Origin of the sequence: Puniceibacterium antarcticum, from assembly GCF_002760615.1 — a bacterium.
GTDB classification, from domain to species: domain Bacteria; phylum Pseudomonadota; class Alphaproteobacteria; order Rhodobacterales; family Rhodobacteraceae; genus Puniceibacterium; species Puniceibacterium antarcticum.
Window position 1 is genome coordinate 333,370 of the sequence record NZ_AWWI01000121.1, and the last position, 21,111, is coordinate 354,480.

Genomic DNA, 21,111 nt, shown 5'->3' on the forward strand with positions numbered 1-21,111 from the left:
TGCATAATTGCAAAGACAGAAAGCGCAGAGGGCCGTCCGCTCTCTGCGCTTTTTCTGTAGCGCAGCCATATAAAAACCATACGGTTTCCATACGCTTTCCATATGCCGGTTTTCGCTAGTTTTCCGCTGGTTGCGGCAGCGCCTTCAGGTAAGCGGCCACCGCTGCGCGGTCTGACGCGGGCAGCTTTGCAAAGTTCTCCACCACCGCAACCATGTGCCCGCCGACGCTGTCGAAATCGGGGGTAAAGCCGGTTTCGAGGTAATAGGCGATATCCGTTTCTGACCAACTCAGCTTGTCCGGTGTCAGTGCCGGAATGCGGCCTGTGCCGTTGGGATTCGCCGCACCGCTGAGCCAGGCGTCGCGCTGCAATCCACCCAGCACATTGCGCGGCGTGTGGCATTCGCCGCAATGGGCCAGCGCCTCGACCAGATAGCGGCCCCGGGTCAGGGTCTCGTCCTCTGTGTCTGGTGCAACCCATTGATCTGTCATGAATAGCATCTTCCATACGCCCAGGCTCTGGCGGATGTTGAAGGGAAATCCTACCTCATGCGGCAGGCTGGGCGTGTCGCTTGGCGGGAGGCTTTGCAGATAGTCCCAGAGGTCGGCCACCTCCTGTGGCGCCATATGGGTGTAGGCGGTATAGGGGAAGGCGGGATAGAGGTGCTGCCCCTCTGGCGTGACGCCTTTGCTCACAGCACCGGCAAAATCCGTCAGACTCCAGCTGCCAATCCCCGCCCGTGCATCGGGCGAGATATTGGGGGCCAGAAACACGCCGAAATCCGAGGTGAACCGCTGACCACCGGCAAGCACCAGTTTGGCCTCACCCGTCGCGTCCGGCGCATGGTGGCAGGACGCACAGCCCGCCGCAGTGAACACCACCTCACCTTGTGCCGCATCGCCGGTCAGGCCGGAAAACACTGCGCTGTCAACAGGTTGGGCGCGGGTCACAAACAGAACACCACCGGCGGCCATCAGGGCCGCCAGCGCGCCAAGGATCAATGTCTTGCGCATGAAGGGCCTCAGCCGCTGGGCGCGCGGTGCTTGTCATGGCAGGCCTTGCAGGCGCCACCGACCTTGCCAAGCGCCGGGCCAATCGCCTCTTGTCCCGTGGCGGCGACCTCTTGCATGCCGCTCACAGCCGTCCCCAGCGCGGCCCATTTCGACAGGAAATCGTCGCGCTCATCCCAGATCGAGGGCAGGGCGCGGGTGCCGTCAAGGCTCATGTTGTCCGACCCTTCGGGCCAGAGCGGCGGTTCATAGATATGCGACACCGCCACCAGCGAATCTGCCGCATGCTGCGCCAGCTCGGCATCATAGGGCGTTTCGCCCTTGGCCATGCCGCCCAGAATACCCAGGTTGATTGCCAGAATTTGGAACTGGCCCTGACGGGCCTTGATTTGACCCGAAAAATCGGCTTGAGCCAAGGCCGCAGAGCCGCCAAAGACGGCCAGACCAGCCAGCAGAACAAGTGTCTTCTTCATCATGATCTCCCTATGCGTGCCCTTAGGTAACCTTGTATAAGCGTTCCCGCGCAATAAAAGTTTTTGTGACAGTTGTTTCTGGACGAGGGGCCTCTGATCTGGCGGCGCAGATTGGGACGGATCATCGGTAATAATTTGGGTGTTCTTGGACCAAACCGACCCGGCCCTTGTGTCAGCCGCCCCAGACTTTTGGGGCGAACAACTCAAAAGTCCTCGGGCTGTTTGCAAATTTGCAAAATTGTTCCTGCAAATGACCAACTGTGATCTGCATTTCGCGAATTTGCAATTTGCAAAGCCGCCGCCAGATCACTCTGCTGGTGCGTCTGCGTCCGGAAAACGCACCTTGCCAATATAGGGCAGGTTGCGGTTGCGCTGCGCGTAGTCGATGCCATAGCCGACGACAAATTCATCCGGTATTTCAAAGCCAGTCCAGTCCGCCTTGAAATCGACCTCGCGCCGCGAGGGCTTGTCCAGCAGGGCGATGGTGCGCAGCCGCGCGGGATTGCGCGAGTTCAGCAGGTTGGTCACGTGGCTCAGCGTATAGCCGGTGTCGACGATGTCCTCGACCACCAGCACATCCCGCCCTTCGATCTGGCCGCGCAGATCCTTGAGAATGCGCACCTCTCGGCTGCTTTGCATCGCATCCCCGTAAGAGGAAACTTCAAGGAAATCGACCTCGACCGGCAGGGTCAGTTCGCGCACCAGATCGGCGATAAAGATAAAGGATCCGCGCAGCAGGCCGACGACGACCAGCTTGTCTGTACCGTCGAATTCGGTGTGAATTTTATGGCAAAGCACTTCGATCCTGGCTGCGATGGCCTTGGCCGAAATCATTTCGTCGATCACATAGAGACGTTGTGTCATAGGGCTCTCTTGTTGGTTTCCCTTGATTTTCCGGGCGCAGCATACGACATGCACAGCCAATGTCACGGCGCAAACGGGCCGCGGCGACCGCGATCAGCACGCAGCCAGAGACGAGGGCCCATGACGACCCATTCCGAGACCAAGACATTGCCCTACACGGCCCAGCAGATGTACGATCTGGTGGCGGATGTGGAGGATTATCCTAAGTTTCTGCCGTGGTGTGCGGCGGCCCGGGTGCGCTCTGTCACACCCGAAGGCAATGCCAGCGTGATGCTGGCCGACCTTGTGATCAGCTTCAAGGTGTTTCGCGAAAAGTTCGGCAGCCGGGTGACGCTGTTCCCCGAAGACATGAGAATAGACACCGAATATCTCGACGGGCCATTCCGCTATCTTAAATCCAACTGGGCGTTCCACGATATCGAAGGCGGCTGCGAAGTGTCGTTCTTTGTCGATTTCGAATTCAAGAACACGATGCTGCAGCGCATCATCGGGCTGGTGTTCAACGAGGCGATGCAGCGTATCGTGCGTGCCTTTGAACGCCGCGCGAAAGAGCTTTACGGCTGATCAGGCACGCCTCAGCGCCGCAAGGATCAGCTGCAGCGCATGTTCTGTCGCCGCCGCGCGCACTGCTGCGCGGCCCAACGCGCCAAATTCAACGGTTTCGCACTGCACGCCCCTGGCATCCGCGAGGCCGAAACACACCCGGCCCTCGGGTTTGAACTCGGACCCGCCCGGCCCCGCGATGCCACTGATGGACACCGCCACATCGGCCTGCGCCGCCGCCCGCGCGCCTGCCGCCATCTCGGCGCAGACCTGTTCGGACACCGCGCCGAACGCCTCAAGCGTTGCGGCGCACACGCCAAGCATCTCCTGCTTGGCGCGGTTGGAATAGGTCACGAATCCCTGCTCAAAGATCGCCGAGGATCCGGCCAAATCGGTCAGGGCCGCCGCGACCATGCCGCCCGTGCAGCTCTCAGCGCAGGTGACTGTCAGCCCCTGCGCTTTGGCACGTTCCAGAATGGTGTCAGGGAGGGGTCCGCTCACATCAGTAGCCCATGCGCCACGCCAGCCATGACAATTGCCACCAGCGCCGCGAACAGCCCGGCGATCACATCATCCAGCATCACGCCCAAGGCATCGCCGCGCCGGTCGGCCCAGCCGACAAACCATGGCTTCCAGATGTCGAACAGCCGGAACAGCAGGAAGCCCGCGACCCAGCCGGGCCAGAGCCGTGTGATTTCGGCCCCCATCATGCCCGCGCCGAATGAGATCGGCAAAAGCGCAATCCACTGGCCGACCACTTCGTCGATGACAATCTCGGACGGGTCATGGTCCGCCTTGCCGGCGATTTCACGTTCTGTGGCCCACCAGCCAAGCGCGAAGACCGCCACCACGGCCAGCAGGGCCAGCCAGAAACCGCCCAGCACATGCAGGACCCAGAACAGCGGCAGCGCGGCGAGCGACCCCCAGGTGCCCGGTGCGGGGCGCAGATAGCCGACGCCCAGAACGGTTGCGATGATCTTGCTCATGTCCGCACCAGTGCGGCGGTGGCCAGCGCCGCGATCCCTTCGCCGCGCCCGGTAAAGCCCAGTCGTTCCGAGGTGGTCGCCTTGATTGAAACCTGATCCATCCGCATCTCCATGATCTGAGCCATCTTTTCCATCATCGCCGCCGCATTAGGGCCGATCTTGGGGTATTCGCAGATCAGCGTGACATCGATATTGCTGATCTCATACCCCTTGGAACGTGCCAATTCTACGGCATGGCGCAGAAAGATATGGCTTTCGGCGCCTTTCCATTGCGGATCCGAGGGCGGGAAATGCCGACCGATATCGCCCGCGGCCAAGGCACCATAAAGCGCATCGGTCACCGCATGCATGCCCACATCAGCATCCGAATGGCCGTCCAGCCCGTGATCATGCGCCACCCTGACACCGCAAAGCATCACATGATCCCCCTCGCAGAATCGGTGCACGTCGAACCCGTTGCCCAGGCGAATATCCATCTTGCTCTCCAGTAGTGCTGCGGCCCGGGCGAAATCGCTGGGGGTGGTGATCTTCAGGTTGCGCTCATCACCGTCGGTAATGACGACATCAATGCCAAAGGCGCGTGCCACGGCCACGTCATCCGCCGCACCGCCGGGGTGGGCGCGATGGGCGGCAAGGATCGCGTCATAGCGAAACCCCTGCGGTGTCTGCGCGCGATACAGCCCGGTGCGGTCCTGTGTGCCGCTGACACGCTCGCCTTCACCGGTCCAAAGCGCGTCGGTGACAGGCAGGGCGGGGGCCGCGCCATCAGCGCCGGACAAGGCGGCAATCACAGCGCTTATCACAGCCGCATCGACGCAGGGCCGCGCAACATCATGGATCAGCACCAGATCGGGCGCCAGATCGGCCAAGGCCTCAAGCCCCGCGCGCACCGATCCGGCGCGATCCGCGCCCCCGGCCACCAGCGTGACCGGCAGGCCATTGCAGACCTCATGGGCAATCCCCATATCGTCCCTGTTCACGACAAGGATCAGATGATCGAGATGCGCAAAGCGTTCCAGCGTCCAGCGCGCAACGACTTTTCCGCCAATCTGTTGCCATTGCTTGGAAATCGGGCCACCCGCGCGGGTGCCCTTGCCTGCGGCAACGATCAAAGCGGCGATTGTCATGGCGCGTCCTCTTGCTGGCCCTCGGTTTAGGCTCTGCGCGAAGGCTGTGCAATCTCTAGCGGGTTTCTGCCGAAGAATTAAGCAAACAGGAATTCTAGGGCGTCAAAACAGTCTCTCGTCATTGTATGCTACGGATGCCCGCGCTACCTGCTGGTCAAATGCACAAGGAATAGGCGCTTGAATATTAGGCTGGCCCAGACACAGCTTTCTGTCCCGGTTCTGCTGGCCCCGCTGGCGGGAATCACCGATCTGCCCTTTCGCAGTCTGGTTTCCCGCTTTGGAGCGGGTCTGGTGGTAAGCGAAATGGTCGCGAGCCAGGAAATGGTGCAGGCCCGGCGCGGTACACGCGAACGGGCCGAACTGGGTCTGGATGCGGCGCAGACCTCGGTCCAGCTGGCCGGGCGTGATGCCTACTGGATGGCCGAAGCCGCGCGGATGGTTGCCGCCAACGGCGCGCGGGTCATTGACATCAACATGGGCTGCCCGGCGAAAAAGGTCGTTGGCGGCTATTCCGGGTCTGCCCTGATGCGCGACCCCGATCACGCGCTGACCCTGATTGAGGCGGTTGTGGGTGCTGTCGACGTGCCCGTGACGCTCAAGATGCGGCTGGGTTGGGACAGCGACTGCCTGAACGCGCCTGACCTTGCCCGCCGGGCGGAATCAGCGGGTGTGCAGATGGTTGTGGTACATGGCCGCACCCGCTGCCAGTTTTACAAGGGCGCTGCCGACTGGGCAGCGATCCGGTCGGTCAAAGAGGCCGTGAACATCCCCGTCGTCGCAAATGGCGACATCACCGATGCCGCCACCGCCCGTGCCGCACTGGCAAAGTCTGGCGCGGATGGCGTGATGATCGGCCGGGGCGCGCAGGGCCGCCCTTGGGCGCTGGCAGAAATTGCGGCTGACCTTTACGACACCCCGCCGCCGACAATCCCTCAAGGAACGGAACTGACAGACATGATCTGCGCCCATTACGATGCGATGCTTGGCTTTTACGGTGTCGATCTGGGGGGGAGGGTCGCGCGCAAACATCTGGGCTGGTATATGGATCAGGCCGTGACGCCGACAGATCTGCGCCGCCGGGTGCTGACCGAACAGGATCCGGCTGAGGTGCTTTGCCTGATCGCAGACATCATTGCGCTGCCCGCAAAGGTTGCCGCATGAACGCCGAAACCGACCTGATGCTCTGGTCATCCTTGCCAGTGCCCGCGATCCTGCTGGACGCAGAAGAGCGGATTGCCGACATGAACTCTGCCGCCGAGGGGTTCATGAACAACTCGTCGAAATGGCTGATGGGTCAGCCGATCTGGGACCGGCTGACCGTCGATGCCCCGCTTGAGGAAAGTCTGGCCCGCGCCCGTGCGCAGGGCACGCCGCTGTTCGTCAATGACGTGGATGTGGGCACCGGGCGCCGCGCGCCGCTGGTGTGCAATCTGCAGATGGCACCGGTGCAGGGGCGTCCCGGCTGGACCATCCTGCTGATTTCCCCGCGCGAACTGGCCGGGCGCATGACCCAGAGCCATTCGGTGAAATCCGCCGCGAAATCTGCCATCGGCATGGCCGAAATGCTGGCGCATGAAATCAAGAACCCGCTTGCCGGCATCACCGGCGCGGCGCAGCTTCTGTCCATGTCGCTGACCAAGGATGATCTGGAACTGACCGATCTGATCGTTCAAGAGACACGTCGCATCGTGAAGCTTCTGGAACAGGTCGAACAGTTCGGCAACCTGTCCCCGCCCGAACGGCGCGAGGTCAATGTGCATGACGTGCTGGACCGTGCCCGCCGTTCGGCTCTGCTGGGGTTTGGCGCCCATATGAAGATGGTCGAGGATTACGATCCCTCGCTTCCCATGGCCTATGGCGATCCGGATCAGTTGCTGCAGGTGGTGCTGAATCTGGTCAAGAATGCCTCGGAGGCGGCAGATTCCCGGGGCGGCACGATCCGGCTGCATTCCTTTTACGAACACAGCTTCCGTCTGCGCCGTGCCGACGGGACGGGCCAGTCGCTGCCACTGCAGATCGAGATCATCGATGATGGCCCGGGGCTGCCGGACCACATCAAAGACGAGATTTTTGAACCCTTCGTTTCGGGTAAGGAAAACGGCACCGGTCTTGGTCTGGCCCTGGTCAGCAAGATCGTGTCGGAACACGACGGCTGGATTTCCGTGGAATCCGTGCCCGGACGCACCGTATTTCGCATATCGCTGCCCATGGCGCCGCGAGAAAAACAGGAGAAAGACTGATGGATGGCACGGTTCTGGTCGCCGATGACGACCGCACGATCCGCACGGTTCTGACGCAGGCACTGACCCGCGCGGGCTGCAAGGTACATGCCACATCGTCGCTGACGACGCTGATGCGCTGGGTGGCCGAAGGCAAAGGGGATGTTGTCATCTCTGACGTGGTCATGCCCGATGGCAACGGGCTTGAGATGCTCCCGAAGATCGCGCTTGACCGTCCCGGCCTGCCTGTCATCGTGATTTCGGCGCAGAACACGATCATGACGGCCATTCAGGCGGCCGAGGCGGAAGCCTACGATTATCTGCCTAAACCCTTCGATCTGCCCGATCTGATGAAGCGCACTGCGCGCGCGCTGGAAAAGCGCAATCTGACGCCCCGGCGCGAAGAGCGGATCGAACATGCCGACGGCCCGGACGAATTGCCACTGGTGGGCAAGACACCCGCCATGCAGGCGCTTTACCGGCTGGTGGCGCGGGTGATGAACACCGATCTGCCGGTGTTGATCTGTGGCGAATCCGGTACGGGAAAATCGCTGATCGCCCGCGCGGTCCACGACTTTTCAGACCGCCGCAACCTGCCGTTTGTCACGGTGACCAGTTCGGATCTGTCAGACCTCGAAGGTCCGGCGCGGGTGCTGGCGCGGGTCAAGGGCGGCACGCTGCTGATCGACGAGATCACCGATTTCGATGACGAGGTGCAGGCCCGCATCGTGCGCATGATGGATGTGCCGGGCGAACATCTGCCACGCTTCATGGCCACCAGTCAGACCGACCTGTCCCAAGCGATGGAAGACGGCCATGTCCGTCAGGATCTTTACTACCGCCTTGGCGGTGCCACGATCTTTGTTCCCAGCTTGCGCGAACGGGTCGAGGATATCGTACTGCTGACCGATCACTTCCTGGCCCGTACCGAACGCGAAGGCGGCCCGAAACGCTGGCTGTCCAAGGATGCGAATGAGTTGTTTCGTGCATACAGCTGGCCCGGCAACGTGCGCCAGCTGGAAAACGCCGTTCGGCGTCTTTCGCTGACCAGCCGCGCAGAAGAAATCACCCGGCCCGAGGTCGAGGCCGTGCTGGGCAACCAGCCCGACACCGGCCCGGTTCTGCGGGGCGGGGATGGCGAAAAGCTGGGAACATCCGTGGCGCGCCATCTGCGGCGGTATTTTGACCTGCATGGCAACATGTTGCCACCTCCGGGTCTGTACACGCGCATCCTGCGCGAGATCGAGGCGCCGCTGATCGAGATCGCGCTGGATGCCACCGGCGGGAATCAGGCAAAATGTGCCGATCTGCTGGGAATCAACCGCAATACTTTGCGCAAGAAGATTACCGATCTTGATATCCGCGTGACACGCCGCCGAAAATTGATGTAAAAGGGCCACATACCTGTGGCCATACCGCATCTTGCGGAAAGCCGGACACAGGATGTTGCGGTCGGCTGCCCCGTGCAGCACATCGAGAAGAGGTTTGGCTGTGGCCACCTGGACACGTTCTTGGAACTGGTCACGACTGGTTCGTATGCGGCGCCTGCGCAGGTTGCAGAATGTCGCGACCTTGGGTCTGGTCCTTCTTGGTCCGACGCTTGCCGTGGCGACCTTTCTTGTCCTCGGTCCGTTTGACCCGGGGGGCAGTTCCCAGCTGAACCTGCGGCTCGTTCTGCTGGCGGATCTGGTCTATGTGTTGCTGCTGGCAGCGCTGGTGCTGCAGCGTGTGGCCAAGATGATCGCGGCCCGGCGCGCCAAGTCCGCCGGTTCACGGCTTCACCTGCGTCTGACTGGTGTCTTTGCCCTCATGGCGCTGCTGCCGACGATCACCGTCGCGGTCTTTGCCGTGCTCACCATCAACATAGGGCTTGAGACATGGTTTTCCGATCGCGTGCGCAACGTGGTCGGCGCTTCGCTCTCTGCGGCAGAGGCCTATGAGGCGGAACACCGCGATGGCCTGATGCAGGACGCGCGGGCATTGGGCGACTTTCTGGATGCCAACCGCCGCGCGACCTTTATCCTTGACGATGGCGAGCTGCGCCAGATCCTGAGTCAGGGCCAATCCCAGATCCAGCGAGGCTTGCGCGAGGCCTATGTGATCGACAGCGCGGGCGAGATCCGGGCGCGGGGCGAACGGTCCTACCTGTTTGATTTCGAAAACCCGGGCGCTGCCAAAATCACCGAGGCGACCGAAAACGGCATCGCCGTTATTGAGGACTGGGAAAACAACGAATTTCGCGCGTTGCTGCCGCTGAAGGCCTTTGTGGATCGCTATCTCTATGTCAGCCGTCAGGTTGACGGCGGCATCCTGAGCCTTCTGGACGACACGCAGCAGACCGCCAGGTTCTATCAGCAGCAGGAAAGCGAACGGGGCAGGCGGCTTTTCGACTTTGCGCTGCTTTACCTCGGCTTTGCGGTCCTGCTGATTCTTGCCGCCACTTGGCTTGGCTTGTGGTTCGCCGAGCGGCTGAGCCAGCCAGTGGGCCGCCTGACTGGGGCTGCGCAACGGGTCGGGACGGGCGATCTGGATGTGCAGGTGATCGAGGAAGAGGGCGATGACGAAATCGCGATGCTCGGGCGCTATTTCAACCAGATGACCCGGCAACTCAAGGCGCAGCGCCAGACACTTGTGGACAACACGCGCCAGATCGAACGCCGCCAGCGGCTGTTTGATTCGGTGCTGGGCTCTGTCACCTCGGGTGTTGTGGGGCTGGATGCTGATGGCGAGGTGACATTCGTCAACCGCTCAGCCGAAAAGCTGCTGGGATCATCAGATATCCGGCGCGCGGTGCCGATCTCGGTCGCTGTGCCCGAGTTCGCGGCGCTGTTCAGCCGACTGCGCGATACCGGGGTCGAGACCCTGCAGGAAGAGATCAAGGTCAGCCGGTCGCGGCAGCTGGAAAACCTGCTGGTCCGTGTCGCCACCCGCCGTCGTCAGGACGCGAGCCTTGAGGGATATGTGGTGGCCTTTGACGATGTCACCGACCTTGTCAGTGCGCAGCGCATGGCGGCCTGGGGCGATGTCGCCCGTCGCATCGCGCATGAGATCAAGAACCCGCTGCAACCCATAAAACTGTCGGCAGAGCGGATCACCCGCAAGTTCGGCCGACAGCTGGACGCCGAACAGGCGGCCAGCCTCAACCACATGACCGAGGTCATTGTGCGCCAGACCGATATCCTGCGCCGTATCGTCGATGAATTCTCGAAATTTGCGCGGATGCCGGAACCGGACCGCAAACATCAGGATCTGGTCACTCTTCTGCGCGATGCCGTGTCGCTGCAGGAAAGCGGGCAGCCCGATGTGCGGTTTGTCACCGATCTCGGCGCCGATCCGCTCGACACCAGCGTCGATCAGGCGATGATCGGCCAAGCGCTGACCAACCTGATCAAGAATGCGGGAGAAGCGATTGAAACCCTGCTCGAAAAGGGTGCTCCTGCCGGTTATGTTCCCGAAATCCGGGTGAGCGCCGCAAAGGTGGATGGCAAAGTTGAGATCCGCATCATGGACAATGGCACAGGTTTGCCCGAAGACCGTGCACGTCTTTTCGAACCCTATGTCACGACGCGGTCGTCGGGCACAGGCCTTGGCCTGCCCATCGTCAAGAAGATCATCGAAGAACATGGCGGCAGTCTTACCCTCGAAGACGCGCCGGTTTTTGACGGCGCAGATCATGTCGGGGCGATGGCGGTCATACGTCTGCCGCTGATCGGGGAATCAGATGCGCCACAAGCGCTTGAACAAGAAACGGCCTAAAAAGAGGTGAGGAGAGCACAATGAGTGACATTCTGATCGTCGACGACGAACGTGATATCCGCGAGCTGATCGGCGATATTCTTGAGGACGAAGGCTATACCACCCGTCTGGCGGGCAATTCGAACGAGGCGATGGCGGAAATCAATGCCGCGCCCCCGGCGCTGCTGATCCTTGATATCTGGCTAAAGGACAGCAAGATGGACGGGATCGACATCCTCAAGACCGTCAAGCGCGACAACCCGGATGTGCCGGTGGTGATCATCTCTGGTCATGGCAACATTGAAATTGCGGTCGCAGCGATCAAGCAGGGCGCGTATGATTTCATCGAAAAACCGTTCAACATCGACCAGCTGCTTGTGGTGATCCGCCGCGCGATGGAAGCCAGCCGCCTGCGCCATGAGAACCAGAAGCTCAAGCGGCGTGAAACCGTCGCCGCGGAGATGAAGGGCGACAGTCCTGCCTTCCGCGTGCTTCTGGGGCAGTTGGACAAGGTGACCAAATCCAATGGTCGCGTGATGCTGGCAGGGCCTGCGGGCGCAGGCAAGGAACTGGCGGCGCGCTATATTCACATGCATTCCGCCCGGGCGAATGCCCCCTTTGTCACTGTGAACTGCGCAGGCGTTGCACCCGAATCCATGGAAGGGATGCTGTTCGGCCGGGAAACCGCCGACCGCGGGATCGAACCCGGGCTGCTGGAACAGGCCCATGGCGGCGTGATCTATTTCGACGAGGTGGCGGACATGCCGCTAGGCACCCAGTCCAAGATCCTGCGCGTTCTTGTGGATCAGCAGTTCACCCGCGTCGGCGGGGGCGACAAGGTGCGTGTCGATCTGCGGGTCATATCGTCGACCAACCGCGATCTGGCAGAGGAAATCGAGGCGGGCCGCTTTCGTCAGGAACTGTATCATCGCCTGAACGTGGTGCCGATCGCTGTGCCAAGCCTTGAGGATCGCCGCGAAGACATCCCGCTTTTGGCCCGCTATTTCATCGAACACTGCCACAAGACCCAAGGCCTGACTCTGCGCGAACTGTCGGAGGATGCGGTGGCGCTTTTGCAGACCATGGTCTGGCCGGGCAATGTGCGTCAGCTCAAGAATCTGGTGGAACGTGTGCTGATCCTTGGCGATGGCACCGGTGAGATCGAGGCGCGCGAACTGCCGCAGGACGCCGCCACGGGGGGCGAGGAAGAGGGCCGCATCGTGCTGTCCGGCATCCTTGCGACCCTGCCGCTGCGCGAGGCGCGCGAGGCGTTTGAACGGGAATACCTGCTGACGCAAATCAACCGGTTTGGCGGCAACATTTCCCGCACGGCCAGCTTTGTCGGTATGGAACGCTCGGCGCTGCACCGCAAGCTCAAGTCGCTGGGGGTGGTGACCGGGGCCAAAGGTGGGGCGCGCATCGCCCTGTTCGAGGAAGAATCCGTCGACTGAATTGAAGCGCCGGGGCGCCTAAGGCGTTTCGGGTTTAAGCGCAGACAAGGGGCATCGGATTTTGCGTTCGACCAAAGGGAGAGACCGCGACTATCCGATCCAAGTTTAACCTGGAACGTTGAAAGGGTCTGGCGCGCTGCGTCCCGGACCCGCAGGGGTAGCGCTTTGGTGTCATGCCGAATTGACCCTTTGCGCCGGTCGTGCCATGCACGTCAGGCAATTGCTCAGGGATCTCGGCATGAAAGTCATCATCTGCGGCGCGGGTCAGGTCGGCTGGCAGATCGCCCGGCATCTTTCGGGCGAACGCAACGATGTGACCGTGGTCGACAACAATCCCGATCTGGTGCGGCGTGCAACCGACACGCTGGATGTGCAGGGGATTGCCGGTTTCGCCTCTTATCCCGATGTGCTTGACCGGGCAGGGGCGCGCGACGCGGACATGATCATCGCCGCGACCTATTCGGATGAGGTCAACATGGTGACCTGTCAGGTCGCGCATTCGGTCTTTGCCATCCCGCGCAAGATCGCCCGACTGCGGTCGCAAAGTTATCTGACGGCGATCTATTCCGACCTCTACCGGCGCGACCACATGCCCATCGACGTGGTGATCAGCCCGGAACGCGAGGTGGCAGAGGCTGCATTGCAGCGTTTGGCCATCCCCAGCGCCTTTGACACCGAGATCTTTTTTGATGGCAAGGCCAAGCTGCTGGGCCTGACCATCGAGGAAGACTGCGCCATCATCAACACGCCGCTGCGCCAGTTGACCGATCTGTTCTCGACGTTGCGGTCGGTTGTTGTGGGGATCCGGCGCGACGGCACGCTGTTTGCACCTGAACCGCGTGATCAGCTGTTCGTGGGCGATTCGGCCTATGTCATCACACACTCTGACGACATCCGGCGCACGGTGGAAATCTTTGGCAAGGCGCATCGCAAACAGGAACGCATTGTGCTGGTCGGAGGGGGCAATGTCGGCCTGGCCGTCGCCAAGGAGCTTGAATCCCGGGCCGAGCGCGTCCGCGCCAAGGTTATCGAAAAGAACCGCGTGATCGCCGAACGCGCCGCAGAGGCGCTGGAGAAGACCATCGTCCTGCATGGCGACGGGCTGGATGCGGGGCTGCTGTCCGAGGCGAATATCGAAAAGGCCGATGCGGTCCTTTGCGTGACCGATGACGACAAGACCAACATGCTGGTCGCCGTACGGGCCAAGGCGGCGGGCTGCAAGATGTCCATCGTGCTGATCAACGATCCCACACTTATTCCACTTCTCGAACCGCTTGGGATCGACGCCTATATCAACCCGCGTTCGACAACCGTCAGTTCGATCCTGCGCCACATCCGCCATGGCCGTGTGCGTGCCGTCTATTCCATCGGTGATGCCGAGGCCGAGGTGATCGAGGCAGAGGTCCTGTCCACATCCCCCATCGCCGGGCAGAAATTGCGCGACATTGATTTCCCCGAAGGCGTGCTGGTGGGCGCGGTGCTGAAACAGGGAGAGGTCGTCAAGCTGACCGGAGCGCTGCAGATCGAAGAGGGCGATCAGATCGTGATCTTTGCCCTTGCCAAGGATGTGGCCGAGGTAGAGCGCCTGCTTCAGGTCTCGATCGATTTTTTCTGAATGATGAACCGCCTGCTTGCCCTGCCGTTCTTTCTTCTGCTCGCGGGCATTGCCTGCGCTGCTATGGTCCTACCGGCCTCTTATGCGCTGGCGATCGAAGAGTTCAACGATGCGCGCAGCTTTTTCTATCCGGGTATCGTCGGCCTCGTGCTATGCGCGATGATCGGCATCGCCGTCAGCACGAGGCCGCATCATCAAAGCGCCTTTCGCCAGCTTTTGTCGCTGCTGGCTGCCTTTGCCGTGCTGCCGTTGATCCTGGCGGTGCCGTTCTTTGGCGCGGTGCGCAACACCAGCTTTCTGAACGCTTATTTCGAAATGGTGTCTTGCCTGACCACCACGGGGGCCACGCTGTTCGATGCGGCGCGCCTGTCGGGGCCGGAACATCTGTGGCGGGCGCTGGTCGGCTGGATGGGTGGTCTGCTGATGTGGATTTCGGCGGCGGCGATCCTTGCGCCGCTGACCCTCGGCGGTTTCGAGGTGACCGCCAGTGGCGAGCCGGGCCAGCCCACCCCCATCGGGCAGCGCCGCGATAATGTGTCCGAAGCCGCGCGGCGCCTGTCGCGCACCACCCATGCGCTGGTCCCGATCTATGCCGGTCTTACGCTGGCGGCCTGGATCCTGCTGCTGGTGGCGGGCGACAGGCCGCTGGTCGCGATCAGCCATGCCATGTCGATCATGGCGACCTCTGGCATCTCGCCGGTTGGCGGCATGATCGGCACGCAAAGCGGTCTGGCAGGTGAGCTGATCCTGTTCTGCTTCATGTTCTTTGCCCTGTCGCGCCTGACCTTTTCCGGCGACACTGGACACGCCTCGCACAACCGGCTGTTTTATGACCCCGAATTCCGCATGGGTCTTGCCCTTATCGTTCTGGTGCCGTCAATCCTGTTCCTGCGCCACTTCCTCGCCTCGTTCGAAGTTGGTGATGAACAGAACCTGATCGCAGCGCTGCATGCACTCTGGGGCGCGATCTTTACAACGCTGTCGTTCCTGACAACCACCGGTTTCGTCAGCGTCGACTGGGCGACGGCACAGGGCTGGTCTGGCTTGGGCACGCCGGGGCTGATCCTGATGGCGCTGGCGCTGATCGGTGGGGGTGTTGCGACAACAGCGGGCGGGGTCAAGCTGCTGCGTGTCTTCCTGCTCTACCTCAACGGCGTGCGCGAACTGGAAAAGCTGATCCATCCCAATTCCATTGGTCGCTCGGGTCTGTTGTCCGCACGGATCCGCCGCGAGGGGGCGTTCATCGCCTGGGTTTTCTTTATGCTTTTCGCGCTTGTTCTGGCGGCGATGACCCTCGGGTTTACCGCGCTGAACGTCGATTTCGAATCCGCGCTGATCCTTGCCATCGCAACCCTGTCCAACACCGGACCGCTGATCGGGATCGCGGATGAGATTGCACTGAACCTTGTCGCGCTGGTGCCAGAGGCCAAATTGCTCATGTGTCTGGCCATGGTTTTGGGCCGTCTTGAGATGCTGGCGCTGATCGTCATCCTTACTCCGGAGCTTTGGTCAGAGTAGCGGTGCACCGCGACAACTCTGCCGCTACTGGAAAGAATGATGGAATTTTCGCTGGAAGTTCCCATGTCCACATTACATACTTGATGTAACGAGGGCGCGCCGAACAGAGGCGTGAACAATAAAAAAAGGCAATTTCAATGGCTTCCGACAAACAGAACCTTCAGGACGCATTCTTAAATCATGTGCGCAAGACAAAGGTTCCGGTCACAGTCTTCCTGATCAATGGCGTCAAACTGCAGGGCGTGATCACATGGTTCGATAATTTTTGCGTTCTTCTGCGTCGCGACGGACAATCCCAGCTTGTCTACAAGCATGCGATTTCGACCATCATGCCGGCGCAGCCCATCAATCTTTATGACGGCGAAGACAACAATTGAACGAACACGATACGCATGTAACACGCGCTTGGGTTCTGCATCCTGACATCAAATCCGACCGGAACCGCCGTGTCGCCGCCATCGCTCTGGATGAGGCGGTGGCGCTTGCGGCGGCTTTGCCCAACCTGGATGTCGTGGGCACAAACGTTGTGCCGTTGCCAAAGCCCCATGCGGGCAAGTTGTTCGGCAAGGGCAAGATCGCAGAGCTGAAGGAGATTCTGGCCGAGGCCGAGGTCGAGCTTGTGCTGGTGGACGGTCCCGTGACCCCTGTGCAGCAGCGCAATCTGGAAAAGGAATGGAACGTCAAGCTTCTGGACCGCACCGGACTGATCCTTGAAATCTTCTCCGACCGCGCGGCGACGCGTGAAGGTGTGCTTCAGGTCGAAATGGCGGCGCTGTCTTATCAGCGCACCCGGCTTGTGCGGGCCTGGACCCACTTGGAACGTCAGCGTGGCGGGCTGGGCTTTGTCGGCGGTCCGGGCGAGACGCAGATCGAGGCGGACCGCCGCGCCATTGATGACCAGCTCGTGCGTATCCGCCGCCAGATCGACAAGGTGGCCAAGACCCGTACTCTGCACCGCGAAGCGCGCGCCAAGGTGCCCTATCCGATCGTGGCGCTGGTTGGCTATACCAACGCGGGCAAATCCACCCTGTTCAATCGTCTGACAGGGGCGGATGTGATGGCCAAGGACATGCTCTTTGCCACGCTGGATCCGACCATGCGCTCGATCAAGCTGGACAGCGGGCTGGATCTGATCATGTCCGACACGGTGGGGTTCATCTCGGATCTGCCGACCGAACTGGTCGCCGCCTTCCGTGCGACGCTGGAAGAGGTGCTCGCCGCCGATCTTATCGTGCATGTGCGCGACATCGCGCATGACAACACCGAAGAGCAGGCACAGGATGTGCGCACCATCCTGAAATCGCTGGGTGCAAAGGATGATACCCCGCTGCTCGAACTCTGGAATAAGGTTGATCTGTTGCAGGGCGAGGCGCATGAGGCTGCCATCAACCGTGCAAACCGGGATCCGAACATCCATGCCGTCTCTGCCCTGACGGGGGAGGGGTTGCCGGATTTCCTTGCCACCCTGACCAGCCTGCTTGAGGTCGCCAAGACTGTGCAAGAGCTGCATATCCCCTTTGATCAGGGAAAGCGCCGTGCCTGGCTGCACGAAAAGGGCCTGATCGAGGAAGAAACCCAAGGCGAAGGTGGTTTTGACATCATCGTTCGCTGGACAGCTCAGGAAGCGCGCAGCTTCGACAGAATCTGATCTTTCAGATCATTGCTACGCCGCACAGTACTGAAAACCAGCCCTTCATCTGCCCGTAAATATCCCGGGGAGTGTGAGGGGCTGGCCCCTCACTTTAGAGCGTCTCGCGCCAAATTGGATTCATCTACCGGCCCGACCGCATTTGCGAACGCAAACGCTGCCTCGGCTCGGCCGACGAATGCTTTGATTTCATCGAAAGCGACATACTTTGGCCGGCGCGACCATAGACCCTTACTTTCTCGCCTTATTCGTGCACCAGATGCGTCACACCTACTGCCGCCGCACGGGCCAGATCAATATCTAGCGACATCGGGATGTATTCACCCCGCCGCCAGAGCTGGCCCAGATCGTCGTAATGGCGGGACAGGAAATGCCCTGACTGCCCGGTCGAGGTGACAAAGACCGACGAATCCGGGTCTGCAAAATCATAGACCCCGCGATATGTCGCACCGTGCACGTTCTGGAACGGGGCTGGATCCTGTCCCGATGTCATGCCCCGCTGCAGAGTGTTGTCGCCGCCGGAGGTGCTTTGCCGGATGTTCACGAAATAGCGCAGCAGCGGCATGTCACCCAGCACGGTATGGTCATGGGTCGCCTGATGCGCCTCGCCCCAACGCAGGGAATCGAGGTTGGAGCCGTAGTTTTCGCTGATCCACACCAGCGCGTCGTCTAGTGCCATCTGGGCAATCTGGGTGCAGGTTTCGACCGGGGCTGAGCGCAGGATATCGCACCAGACGGCCGCGCCATCGACGTTGCGGAACACGCGCTCAATGAACAGCGGCTCCACATGGTCGAATTCCTCGGCAAGCGGGCCCAATTCGTCACGGATCAGCCGTTCCTGCAACGCGCGCACCCATGCGGCATAGATCAGCGGTTCCGGCATGTGTTCATTCATCTCACCGTTCCAGTCTGCCAGCAGTTCCAGCGCCCTTTGGCGTTGACGTTCTGGCGTGCCTTCGGGGGCTGCCTCTCCGGTGAACCACAGATCCGCGCCGATCAGCGGTAGAAGCGTGCGCGCGGTGATCGACACCGTATCCAGCTGCGCTTCGATAAAGCTGTCGCGGGTGTGCACCTGCCGTCCCTGCATCAGACCTTGCCAGCGCATGATCCGCTGTGAATCCCCCCAGTCAAAGCTGACATGCAGCGGAAAGGGGCGATCAATGATCTTGTTGTTGGTGTTGCCGACAATGCCGCCCTCTGGCGCGATGAATTGCGGGTTTTCGGAAAATGGCAGCATCCCCTGCCAACGGTTTTCAGCCCGCCAGCCGGGGCTGGGCAGGCGGCCCAGGCTTTGATGGCGCGCATCGCGGCGCGGCATGGCGCCGACCAGTTGCATCGCGATGGTCTTCTTGTCGATCAGGGTCAGGTTCTGTGACGGTGCGACAAATCCTTCGGAGACCGTGATTGCGTCCTGCACCGATGGCGCCTGCATCAGGCCGATGGCCGCAGACATCGAGGTGTCCTGCGACGACAGCGCGGTCCAGGCGAGCGAGGCGACATGCCCCGGGGGTGTGACGGTGTTCAGATCAAAATCGGATCCCGGCAGGACCGGGCCGTTGTCGGTCCAGCGCAGGGTTACCGTGATCGGGGCTGCATCCTTGATCGCAATGATCGATTTGCGGGTGCGGAAGGGTTTCCAGCCGTCTGGCGTTCGGTAAAGTTCCGGATCGTCTGGGTTCAGCTCTTCGATATAAAGGTCCTGATCGTCGAGATAAGATGAGGTGATGCCCCAGCCGAGCTTTTCCGATCTGCCCAGCATGATGGCGGGCACGCCGGGGATGGTGCCGCCGATAACCCCGCCGGTGCCGAGCTGCAGCCGTGCAAGATACCAGATCGACGGCGCTGTAAAGTTGAGATGGGGATCATTGGCCAGCAGTGTCCCGCCCGAGGCAGAGCGCGACGGTGCTGCCGCCCAGGCATTGGATGCACCGGCCAGACCGCGGGGCGCGACGGGCATCAGCATGTCGTTGCCAGGGGTCTGGGCTGCTGCATAGCGCGGCAGTGCGGGAAAGAGCGCGGCATAATCCGGCAGCGCTGCAATACCCTGTCCGGGCATGTCCGGCAGGATATCTGCCACCCGGTTGGCATCGGGCAACAACAGGGATGTCCGCGCGCGCAGCACCTCGTCGCGCAGCTGTCCCGAGAGTTGCAGTGCCATCAGTTTGACGATGGCGATGGAATCCGCAGGCTGCCAAGGCGAGAGCGGCGCCTCGAAGAGAAAGAATTCCGGCGCGCCCCGACCCAGCGAATCGCGGTTGATTTCGGCGATGCGGGCATTCACCCCGGCGGAATAGGCTTCGAGTGCGGCGCGTGTCTGTTCATCCTGCGCGGCGACGGATTGCACGGCAAGCGGGTAGAGGTCGAGGCGGCGCAGCAGCTTGTCGGTTTCGACGGTCCGCGTTCCAAACATCTCTGAAAGGCGTCCCTGCGCGGTGCGCCTCAGCAGGGTCATCTGCCACAGACGGTCCTGAGCGTGAACATAGCCAAGGCCAAAGTAGGCGTCTGGGTCGGTCTTTGCCATGATGTGGGGAACGTCCGAATTGTCGCGCACAATCTCCACATCCGCACTCAGCCCCGCCACGGTCAGCGTCTTGTCATAGTCAGGCAGGGAACGGGACCCTAGGTAGTAGACCACCAGCACACCGAGGACTGTCAGCGTTATGGCCACCGAGACCAGGCGCAACAGCCATCTGAAAAGAAACCCCATTTATGTCTCCGTCTTTCGCGCCTGATGAGCGTCGTCCCCGGGTTAACCCGCCCTGCGCCTCTTGCCAAGGGTCGGCCCAGAGGTCACCAATTGCGCGAACAGGAAACTGAAGGAGCTGAACATGGCAAAAGTCGCATTTCTGGGTCTGGGCGTGATGGGCTATCCGATGGCCGGTCATCTGGCCAAGGCGGGACATGAGGTCACCGTCTACAACCGCACCACCGCCAAGGCCGAAGCCTGGGTGACGGAATATGGCGGCGCGATGGGTGCGACACCGATCGAGGCTGCGCGCGGCGCAGCGTTTGTGATGTCCTGCGTGGGCAATGACGCAGATCTGCGCTCGGTCTGCCTGGGGGAAGACGGCGCCTTTGCCGGCATGGCGCAGGGTGCTGTCTTTGTCGATCACACCACCGTGTCGGCCAAGGTGACGGCCGAGCTTTATGCAGCGGCGAGCGCCCTTGGCGTGTGCTTTGTCGATGCGCCGATCTCTGGCGGGCAGGCAGGGGCGGAGAATGGCGCGCTGTCGGTGATGTGCGGGGGCGATGCGGCAGCGTTCGAGGCGGCGATGCCGGTAATCGACGCCTATGCGCGCATCTGTCGGCGGATTGGCGACAGTGGCGCGGGCCAGATGACAAAAATGTGCAACCAGATCGCCATAGCGGGTCTGGTGCAGGGGCTGTCCGAAGCACTGCACTTTGCGCAAAAGGCCGGGCTTGACGGGCGCGCCGTGGTCGAGGTGATCAGTCAGGGCGCAGCGGGATCCTGGCAGATGAACAACCGGTCCGAGACGATGCTGGACGACAAGTTCGATCACGGCTTCGCGGTGGACTGGATGCGCAAAGATCTGGGCATCTGTCTTGAAGCGGCGGACGAGGTTGGCGCATCGCTGCCGGTCACAGCACTTGTCGATCAGTTTTACAAGGATGTGCAGAAGCTGGGCGGCAGCCGCTGGGACACTTCCAGCCTGATCAAACGCTTGCAGGCAATGGAAGCCTGAAGCGCCAGATAGGCAAAAGCCTGAGGTGTCGAAAAACGCGCGCCGGAGCTGCTGAAAATGAAAGGCCTGCCCGGATCTGACGCCAAAGGCGCCGGACAGGACCACCGCGGCATCTGCGCCAAACCTTTGCAAAACAGACTGTTTTCTGGCCCTGAACCGGTCACAGTGACAACTTTATCCACAGCAGACCCGTCCCCGCAACGATTGCCCATTGTCAGG

The 21,111-nt window shown here is 61.4% G+C and carries 18 protein-coding genes; 11 read left to right on the forward strand and 7 right to left on the reverse strand.

Annotation, left to right across the window (positions count from 1 at the left end; all coding sequences use genetic code 11):
- Positions 1-115: 115 nt before the first annotated feature.
- The 3 genes from P775_RS18695 to hpt all read right to left on the reverse strand — a co-directional run bounded on the left by P775_RS18695 (position 116) and on the right by hpt (position 2,346).
- Entirely contained in the window at positions 116-1,012 is an 897-nt protein-coding gene (locus tag P775_RS18695) for a c-type cytochrome (RefSeq protein ID WP_099912398.1), read from the reverse strand.
- A gap of 8 nt (positions 1,013-1,020) precedes the next feature.
- A complete protein-coding gene (locus P775_RS18700; RefSeq protein WP_099912458.1) occupies positions 1,021-1,482 on the reverse strand; it encodes a c-type cytochrome in 462 nt (153 codons plus the stop codon).
- Between the two features lie 306 nt (positions 1,483-1,788).
- On the reverse strand, positions 1,789-2,346 hold the full coding sequence (gene hpt, locus P775_RS18705; protein ID WP_099912399.1) for a hypoxanthine phosphoribosyltransferase: 558 nt from the start codon (positions 2,344-2,346) through the stop codon (positions 1,789-1,791).
- 120 nt (positions 2,347-2,466) lie between these two features.
- On the opposite strand from hpt, the gene P775_RS18710 reads away from it, so the two are divergent.
- On the forward strand, positions 2,467-2,910 hold the full coding sequence (locus P775_RS18710; RefSeq protein WP_099912400.1) for a type II toxin-antitoxin system RatA family toxin: 444 nt from the start codon (positions 2,467-2,469) through the stop codon (positions 2,908-2,910).
- On the opposite strand, the gene P775_RS18715 is transcribed toward P775_RS18710, so the two are convergent.
- The 3 genes from P775_RS18715 to P775_RS18725 are packed head-to-tail and all read right to left on the reverse strand — an operon-like array spanning position 2,911 to position 5,002.
- On the reverse strand, positions 2,911-3,390 hold the full coding sequence (locus P775_RS18715) for a CinA family protein (protein ID WP_245875758.1): 480 nt from the start codon (positions 3,388-3,390) through the stop codon (positions 2,911-2,913). It lies immediately after the preceding gene.
- The gene (locus P775_RS18720) at positions 3,387-3,875 is read right to left on the reverse strand and encodes a phosphatidylglycerophosphatase A family protein (RefSeq protein ID WP_099912401.1); all 489 of its coding nucleotides are present in this window, start codon (positions 3,873-3,875) and stop codon (positions 3,387-3,389) included. The genes P775_RS18715 and P775_RS18720 overlap by 4 nt, the downstream gene beginning before the upstream one ends.
- The gene (locus P775_RS18725; protein WP_099912402.1) at positions 3,872-5,002 is read right to left on the reverse strand and encodes a bifunctional 2-C-methyl-D-erythritol 4-phosphate cytidylyltransferase/2-C-methyl-D-erythritol 2,4-cyclodiphosphate synthase; all 1,131 of its coding nucleotides are present in this window, start codon (positions 5,000-5,002) and stop codon (positions 3,872-3,874) included. Before P775_RS18725 ends, P775_RS18720 begins: the two co-directional genes overlap by 4 nt.
- Positions 5,003-5,179: 177 nt before the next feature.
- Here P775_RS18725 and dusB point away from each other — a divergent pair, with 177 nt between their 5' ends.
- The 9 genes from dusB to hflX all read left to right on the forward strand — a co-directional run bounded on the left by dusB (position 5,180) and on the right by hflX (position 17,188).
- A complete protein-coding gene (gene dusB, locus P775_RS18730) occupies positions 5,180-6,163 on the forward strand; it encodes a tRNA dihydrouridine synthase DusB (protein ID WP_099912403.1) in 984 nt (327 codons plus the stop codon).
- Entirely contained in the window at positions 6,160-7,242 is a 1,083-nt protein-coding gene (locus P775_RS18735) for a two-component system sensor histidine kinase NtrB (protein ID WP_099912404.1), read from the forward strand. Before dusB ends, P775_RS18735 begins: the two co-directional genes overlap by 4 nt.
- Positions 7,242-8,612: a response regulator gene (locus P775_RS18740; RefSeq protein WP_099912405.1), complete on the forward strand. Its 1,371-nt coding sequence runs from the start codon at positions 7,242-7,244 to the stop codon at positions 8,610-8,612. The genes P775_RS18735 and P775_RS18740 overlap by 1 nt, the downstream gene beginning before the upstream one ends.
- 145 nt (positions 8,613-8,757) lie before the next feature.
- Complete coding sequence (locus P775_RS18745; protein WP_245875762.1) at positions 8,758-10,977, forward strand: sensor histidine kinase NtrY-like; 2,220 nt, start codon at positions 8,758-8,760, stop codon at positions 10,975-10,977.
- Between the two features lie 20 nt (positions 10,978-10,997).
- Complete coding sequence (gene ntrX, locus P775_RS18750; RefSeq protein WP_099912407.1) at positions 10,998-12,407, forward strand: nitrogen assimilation response regulator NtrX; 1,410 nt, start codon at positions 10,998-11,000, stop codon at positions 12,405-12,407.
- Positions 12,408-12,645: 238 nt separating this feature from the next.
- Positions 12,646-14,022 (forward strand): Trk system potassium transporter TrkA, encoded by a 1,377-nt coding sequence (trkA, locus tag P775_RS18755; RefSeq protein WP_099912408.1) that lies wholly within the window; start codon positions 12,646-12,648, stop codon positions 14,020-14,022.
- Positions 14,023-14,025: 3 nt separating this feature from the next.
- Complete coding sequence (locus P775_RS18760) at positions 14,026-15,540, forward strand: TrkH family potassium uptake protein (RefSeq protein WP_099912460.1); 1,515 nt, start codon at positions 14,026-14,028, stop codon at positions 15,538-15,540.
- A 137-nt stretch (positions 15,541-15,677) separates the two neighbouring features.
- On the forward strand, positions 15,678-15,917 hold the full coding sequence (hfq, locus tag P775_RS18765; protein ID WP_089272563.1) for an RNA chaperone Hfq: 240 nt from the start codon (positions 15,678-15,680) through the stop codon (positions 15,915-15,917).
- Complete coding sequence (hflX, locus tag P775_RS18770) at positions 15,914-17,188, forward strand: GTPase HflX (RefSeq protein WP_099912409.1); 1,275 nt, start codon at positions 15,914-15,916, stop codon at positions 17,186-17,188. The genes hfq and hflX overlap by 4 nt, the downstream gene beginning before the upstream one ends.
- A 244-nt stretch (positions 17,189-17,432) precedes the next feature.
- Here hflX and P775_RS18775 read toward each other — a convergent pair whose 3' ends face one another.
- Complete coding sequence (locus P775_RS18775) at positions 17,433-19,895, reverse strand: penicillin acylase family protein (protein WP_099912410.1); 2,463 nt, start codon at positions 19,893-19,895, stop codon at positions 17,433-17,435.
- Between the two features lie 61 nt (positions 19,896-19,956).
- Between P775_RS18775 and P775_RS18780 the strand changes: the two genes are divergently transcribed.
- Positions 19,957-20,892 carry an NAD(P)-dependent oxidoreductase gene (locus tag P775_RS18780; protein WP_281256106.1) on the forward strand — a complete coding sequence of 312 codons (936 nt, stop codon included), beginning with the start codon at positions 19,957-19,959 and terminating at the stop codon, positions 20,890-20,892.
- Positions 20,893-21,111: the final 219 nt, after the last annotated feature.

Bases quoted from the DNA above. Each gene is read 5' to 3' on its own strand.
- trkA (WP_099912408.1), top strand. From the start codon at position 12,646: ATGAAAGTCATCATCTGCGGCGCGGGTCAGGTCGGCTGGCAGATCGCC.
- hfq (WP_089272563.1), top strand. From the start codon at position 15,678: ATGGCTTCCGACAAACAGAACCTTCAGGACGCATTCTTAAATCATGTG.
- P775_RS18775 (WP_099912410.1), bottom strand. From the start codon at position 19,895: ATGGGGTTTCTTTTCAGATGGCTGTTGCGCCTGGTCTCGGTGGCCATA.
- hpt (WP_099912399.1), bottom strand. From the start codon at position 2,346: ATGACACAACGTCTCTATGTGATCGACGAAATGATTTCGGCCAAGGCC.
- P775_RS18700 (WP_099912458.1), bottom strand. From the start codon at position 1,482: ATGAAGAAGACACTTGTTCTGCTGGCTGGTCTGGCCGTCTTTGGCGGC.
- P775_RS18725 (WP_099912402.1), bottom strand. From the start codon at position 5,002: ATGACAATCGCCGCTTTGATCGTTGCCGCAGGCAAGGGCACCCGCGCG.
- P775_RS18720 (WP_099912401.1), bottom strand. From the start codon at position 3,875: ATGAGCAAGATCATCGCAACCGTTCTGGGCGTCGGCTATCTGCGCCCC.
- P775_RS18695 (WP_099912398.1), bottom strand. From the start codon at position 1,012: ATGCGCAAGACATTGATCCTTGGCGCGCTGGCGGCCCTGATGGCCGCC.
- P775_RS18710 (WP_099912400.1), top strand. From the start codon at position 2,467: ATGACGACCCATTCCGAGACCAAGACATTGCCCTACACGGCCCAGCAG.
- P775_RS18735 (WP_099912404.1), top strand. From the start codon at position 6,160: ATGAACGCCGAAACCGACCTGATGCTCTGGTCATCCTTGCCAGTGCCC.
- P775_RS18760 (WP_099912460.1), top strand. From the start codon at position 14,026: ATGAACCGCCTGCTTGCCCTGCCGTTCTTTCTTCTGCTCGCGGGCATT.
- P775_RS18740 (WP_099912405.1), top strand. From the start codon at position 7,242: ATGGATGGCACGGTTCTGGTCGCCGATGACGACCGCACGATCCGCACG.
- P775_RS18745 (WP_245875762.1), top strand. From the start codon at position 8,758: ATGCGGCGCCTGCGCAGGTTGCAGAATGTCGCGACCTTGGGTCTGGTC.
- ntrX (WP_099912407.1), top strand. From the start codon at position 10,998: ATGAGTGACATTCTGATCGTCGACGACGAACGTGATATCCGCGAGCTG.